The 4,761-nt window shown below is 67.1% G+C and carries 6 protein-coding genes and 1 pseudogene; 6 read left to right on the top strand and 1 reads right to left on the bottom strand.

Annotation, left to right across the window (positions count from 1 at the left end; all coding sequences use genetic code 11):
• The first annotated feature begins 222 nt into the window (after positions 1-222).
• From AC13GI_RS17770 to AC13GI_RS17745, 6 genes are all read left to right on the top strand, one after another.
• Positions 223-843, top strand: coding sequence for a LemA family protein (locus tag AC13GI_RS17770; RefSeq protein WP_025877902.1), 621 nt, complete (start codon positions 223-225; stop codon positions 841-843).
• Between the two features lie 3 nt (positions 844-846).
• Positions 847-1,728, top strand: coding sequence for a TPM domain-containing protein (locus tag AC13GI_RS17765; protein WP_482996953.1), 882 nt, complete (start codon positions 847-849; stop codon positions 1,726-1,728).
• Positions 1,728-2,222 (top strand): TPM domain-containing protein, encoded by a 495-nt coding sequence (locus tag AC13GI_RS17760; protein WP_180166788.1) that lies wholly within the window; start codon positions 1,728-1,730, stop codon positions 2,220-2,222. The genes AC13GI_RS17765 and AC13GI_RS17760 overlap by 1 nt, the downstream gene beginning before the upstream one ends.
• 84 nt (positions 2,223-2,306) lie before the next feature.
• Complete coding sequence (lgt, locus tag AC13GI_RS17755) at positions 2,307-3,194, top strand: prolipoprotein diacylglyceryl transferase (RefSeq protein ID WP_482996952.1); 888 nt, start codon at positions 2,307-2,309, stop codon at positions 3,192-3,194.
• Positions 3,191-3,985, top strand: coding sequence for a thymidylate synthase (locus AC13GI_RS17750; protein WP_482996951.1), 795 nt, complete (start codon positions 3,191-3,193; stop codon positions 3,983-3,985). Before lgt ends, AC13GI_RS17750 begins: the two co-directional genes overlap by 4 nt.
• Before the next feature lie 5 nt (positions 3,986-3,990).
• Positions 3,991-4,482, top strand: coding sequence for a dihydrofolate reductase (locus AC13GI_RS17745; protein ID WP_482996978.1), 492 nt, complete (start codon positions 3,991-3,993; stop codon positions 4,480-4,482).
• A gap of 38 nt (positions 4,483-4,520) precedes the next feature.
• Here the strand turns inward: AC13GI_RS17745 and AC13GI_RS17740 are convergent.
• Positions 4,521-4,761 (bottom strand): annotated as a pseudogene (locus tag AC13GI_RS17740) (IS110 family transposase); the annotation flags it as partial.

The raw sequence follows: 4,761 nt of genomic DNA, 5'->3' as shown, positions 1-4,761 counted from the left end.
GGGGGGGGGTGGGCCGGCGTTGGGTGGGGCCCCCCGCCTTTACTGCCTGGTCCGGCCCCCCCCCCCCCCCCCCCCCCCCCCCCCGCCCCACCCCGATATCCAGCAGACACAACCACCGCGGAGGGGGCGGCGCCCGATGGCCGACGATGACCGACACTCTCCACACGCCCGTTAACACCGACCATGGCATGCTCGGCGCTCAGTCCACCCGGAGCCTTGGCCATGCGCCTGCTGACCCGCCTCATTCCCCTGTTGCTGCTGGCCTCCCTGCTGTCCGGCTGCGGCTACAACGCCATCCAGCAGAAGGACGAAGCGGTCAAGGCCAGCTGGTCCGAAGTGCTCAACCAGTACAAGCGCCGTGCCGACCTGGTGCCGAACCTGGTGCAGACCGTGAAAGGTTTCGCCAGCCAGGAAGAGCGCGTGCTGACCGAAGTCACCAACGCCCGCTCGCGCGTTGGCCAGATCAACGTCAACGCCGACGATGAAGCCTCGCTCAAGCAGTTCCAGCAGGCCCAGGGCGAACTGGGTAGCGCGCTGTCGCGCCTGCTGGTGGTCACCGAGAACTACCCGGTGCTCAAGTCCGACCAGAACTTCCGCGATCTGCAGGCGCAGCTGGAAGGCACCGAGAACCGCATCACCGTCGCCCGTGGCCGCTACATCCAGCAGGTGCAGGACTACAACACCTACATCCGCTCGTTCCCGCAGCTGATCACCGCGAAGATCTTCGGCTACCAGCCCAAGCCGAACTTCACCGTGGAAAACGAAGCGCAGATCTCCAACGCGCCGGCGGTTGATTTCGGCAACGCGCCGCAGCAGCAGCCCGCCCCGGCCCCGGGCCACTGACCCATGCGTCTGACCGCCACACTGCTGGCCCTGCTGTTGTGGCTGCCGTTGGGCGTGCAGGCGCAGACGCTGGCGCCGATCCCGGCGCTGGATTCGCCGGTGGTCGATACCACCGGCACCCTGGATGCCGCGCAGAAGCAGGCGCTGGTGCAGCAGGCGCTGGACCTGCAGCAGCGCAAGGGCAGCCAGATGCAGGTGCTGGTGGTGCCGACCACGCAGCCGGAAGACATCGCCCAGTACACCACCCGCGTGTTCGACCAATGGCAGATCGGCCGTAAGGGCGTGGATGACGGCGTGCTGCTGGTGGTGGCCAAGGACGATCGGCGGGTGCGCATCGAACCGGGTTATGGCCTGGAGGGCGCGATTCCCGATGCGATCGCCAACCGGGTGATCCAGGAGTACCTGGTGCCACGTTTCCGCGCCAATGACTATGCCGGTGGCATCACCGACGCCACGGCGATGCTGGTGAAGATCATCGACGGCGAACCGCTGCCGGCGCCGGTCAGCAGCCAGCAGGGGCGTGCGCCCGAGGGCGGCGATACCTGGTTCCTGGCGTTGTTCATCGGCGTGTTCGCCGGCAGCATCCTGCGTGGCGTGTTCTCACGCGTACCACGTCCGCTGCGCGGCCTGCTGGGGGGCGCCGGTGCGGCCGTTGCTGCCTTCCTGTTCACCTCCACACTGCTGGCCAGTGGCCTGGCGGGCGTGGTTGGCCTGGTGGTGGCGATGCTGTCCGGCCATCCGGGGCGTTTCGCTGGCGGTGGCGGTTGGGGTGGAGGCAGTTGGGGCGGTGGCGGCTTCGGCGGCGGTGGTGGATTTGGCGGTGGCGGCGGCTGGGGCGGCGGCGGTGGCCGTTCCGGCGGCGGCGGCGCGTCGGGGGGCTGGTGATGATCCAACGTCTGTGCAGGCATCTGTTTTCGCCATCGGTACGCCGCGCGTTCCCGCCGGCCACGCTGCAGGCGATCACCGAGGCGATCGCCGCGGGCGAGCAGCGCCATGGCGGCCAGGTGATGTTCGCCGTCGAGGCCGATCTGCCGCTGCACGCGCTGTGGCACAAGGTCACCCCGCGGCAGGCGGCCGAGCATGCGTTCGCCCGCCTGCGCACCTGGGATACCGCGCACAACAACGGCGTGCTGATCTACCTGCTGCTGGCCGACCATGCCATCGAGATCGTCGCCGACCGCGGCCTGCAGGGGCGGGTCGCGCCCGAGCAATGGCAGCGGGTCTGCACCCACCTGCGTGAGGGCCTGCGCGGTTCGCAGCCGGTAGCGGCGCTGCGCGATGCCATCGACGAGGTTTCCACCCTGCTGGAAGGGCACTTTCCGGCCTCGGCGCGGTCCGATCAGGACGGCCTGCCGGACACGCCGCAGATCCTGGGCTGAAGCCCGGCAATCGCGTGACCGGGGCCGCCGCGAGGCCGCTCCCGGGCGGCGCTAGAATATCGGCATCCCTGCAAGGCGCCCTTCATGATCTATTTCCACAACATCGACCCCATCGCCCTCTCGTTGGGACCGATCAAGGTGCACTGGTACGGCATCATGTACCTGCTCGGCTTCACCGCCGCCTGGCTGCTGGGGCGCAAGCGGATCGCCGACGGGCGCCTGCCGGGGGTCGATGCCAACGGCTTCTCCGACCTGCTGTTCTACGCCATGCTCGGCGTGGTGCTGGGCGGCCGCATCGGCTACATGCTGTTCTACGCGCTGGGCGATTTCCTGCACAACCCGCTGCTGCTGTTCAAGGTGTGGGACGGCGGCATGAGCTTCCACGGTGGCCTGCTGGGTGTGATCGCCGCCTGCTGGTGGTGGTCGCGCAAGCACGCGCTGCACTTCTTCGACACCATGGATTTCATGGCGCCGCTGGTGCCGCTGGGCCTGGGTTTTGGCCGCATCGGCAACTTCATCGGCGCCGAGCTGTGGGGCAAGTACACCGACGGCAGCTGGGGCGTGGTGTTCCCGTCCGGCCTGCCGGCACCGCTGAACCAGCTCGACCACGCCACCCTGCAGTCGCAGTTCGCCAGCGGTGCGCTCAACCCGTTCGCCCGCCACCCGTCGCAGCTGTATGAAGCGCTGCTGGAAGGGCTGGTGATGTTCGTGGTGTTGTGGACGGTGTCGGCCAAGCCGCGCCATCGCTATCTCATCGGCGGCCTGTTCGCGCTGCTGTACGGCATCTTCCGCTTCGCCGTGGAGTTCGTGCGCATGCCCGACAACGGCGTCTATGTGGCCTTCGGCTGGCTGACCAAGGGCCAGATCCTGTGCGTGCCGCTGATCGCCTTCGGGCTGGTGCTGCTGGTGATGTCGCGCCGCGCGCCGGTGCTGCAGCCGCAGCCGCTGGTGGTGGCGGAGGGCAAGGCATGAAGGCCTACCTGGACCTGCTCTCGCACGTGCTCGAAAATGGCGCGGAGAAGAGCGACCGCACCGGCACCGGCACCCGCAGCGTGTTCGGCTGGCAGATGCGCTTCAACCTCAACGACGGCTTTCCGCTGGTCACCACCAAGAAGCTGCACCTGCGCTCGATCATCCATGAGCTGCTGTGGTTCCTGAAGGGCGATACCAACATCGGTTACCTCAAGGACAACCAGGTGCGCATCTGGGACGAGTGGGCCGACGACAACGGCGACCTCGGCCCGGTGTACGGCAAGCAGTGGCGCAGCTGGGCCACGGCCGACGGCGGCAGCATCGACCAGATGCAGTGGCTGGTGGACGAGATCAAGCGCAACCCGGATTCGCGGCGGCTGGTGGTCAGTGCCTGGAACGTGGGCGAGCTCTCGCAGATGGCGCTGATGCCGTGCCACAACTTGTTCCAGTTCTATGTGGTGGACGGCAAGCTCAGCTGCCAGCTGTATCAGCGCAGTGGCGACATCTTCCTCGGCGTACCGTTCAACATCGCCAGCTACGCACTGCTGACCCACATGGTGGCGCAGGCCACCGGCCTGGGCGTGGGCGACTTCGTGCATACGCTGGGTGACGCGCACCTGTATTCGAACCACTTCGAGCAGGCGCGCGAGCAGTTGTCGCGTGAGCCGCGCGCGCTGCCGGCGCTGTGGTTGAACCCGGAGGTGACCGATCTGTTCGGCTTCCAGTTCGACGACATCCGCATCGACGGCTACGATCCGCATCCGGCGATCAAGGCACCGGTGGCGGTGTGAGTACGATGAAGCTGTCGATGGTGGTGGCGCTGGACCGCAATCGCGGCATCGGCCAGGGCAATGCCATGCCCTGGCACCTGCCGGACGACTTCAAGCACTTCAAGGCGCTGACCCTGGGCAAACCGATCCTGATGGGGCGCAAGACCGCCGAATCGATCGGACGGGTGCTGCCGGGTCGGACCAACCTGGTGCTGACCCGCAGCGGCCAGGTGCCGTTCGAGGGCATGCGTGCGGTGGCCTCGCTGGACGAGGCGAAAGCGATTGCAGAAGGCGAGGGCGCCAGCGAGCTGTGCATCATCGGCGGTGGCGAGATCTTCCATCAGCTGCTGGACCAGGCCAGCGATCTGTACCTGACCTGGGTCGATGCCGAAGTGCCGGCCGACACCCATTTCCCCGAGTTGGACCCGGGTGACTGGCAGGAGGTGAGCAGTGAGCCGCATGCAGCGGACGAACGCCATGCCTTCGCCTTCCGCTTCGTGCATTACGTGCGCCGCTGAGCGCGGAGTCCTGTAGAGCCGAGATCCTATGTTTGTGGTCAAGCCTGCTGGAAGCAGGCTTGACCCACTTTCAGCATGGCTGGATCAAAGTCCCGACCGCTCTTGAAGACGCCCCAGGCGATCTTGGCCAGCTTTCTGGCCAGGATGTTGAAGCTGGCGGTACTGCTGTGGCCGCGTTCGCGGATGGCCGTGTAAAGGGGTTTGCCGCCTTTCGATCGGGTCAGGCCCATGGCAGCCATGTAGAGGATCTGGCGCAGGCTGGCGTTGCCACGCTTGGAC

The organism is Stenotrophomonas sp. 82F1 (assembly GCF_056861525.1).
Note: the sequence above shows the minus strand (reverse complement) of the source record. Positions and strands in the feature narration are given on the sequence as shown.

What these genes read in the sequence shown, in the direction of transcription:
- AC13GI_RS17770 (WP_025877902.1), top strand. Translation starts at nt 223, where the DNA reads ATGCGCCTGCTGACCCGCCTCATTCCCCTGTTGCTGCTGGCCTCCCTG.
- AC13GI_RS17765 (WP_482996953.1), top strand. Translation starts at nt 847, where the DNA reads ATGCGTCTGACCGCCACACTGCTGGCCCTGCTGTTGTGGCTGCCGTTG.
- AC13GI_RS17760 (WP_180166788.1), top strand. Translation starts at nt 1,728, where the DNA reads ATGATCCAACGTCTGTGCAGGCATCTGTTTTCGCCATCGGTACGCCGC.
- lgt (WP_482996952.1), top strand. Translation starts at nt 2,307, where the DNA reads ATGATCTATTTCCACAACATCGACCCCATCGCCCTCTCGTTGGGACCG.
- AC13GI_RS17750 (WP_482996951.1), top strand. Translation starts at nt 3,191, where the DNA reads ATGAAGGCCTACCTGGACCTGCTCTCGCACGTGCTCGAAAATGGCGCG.
- AC13GI_RS17745 (WP_482996978.1), top strand. Translation starts at nt 3,991, where the DNA reads ATGAAGCTGTCGATGGTGGTGGCGCTGGACCGCAATCGCGGCATCGGC.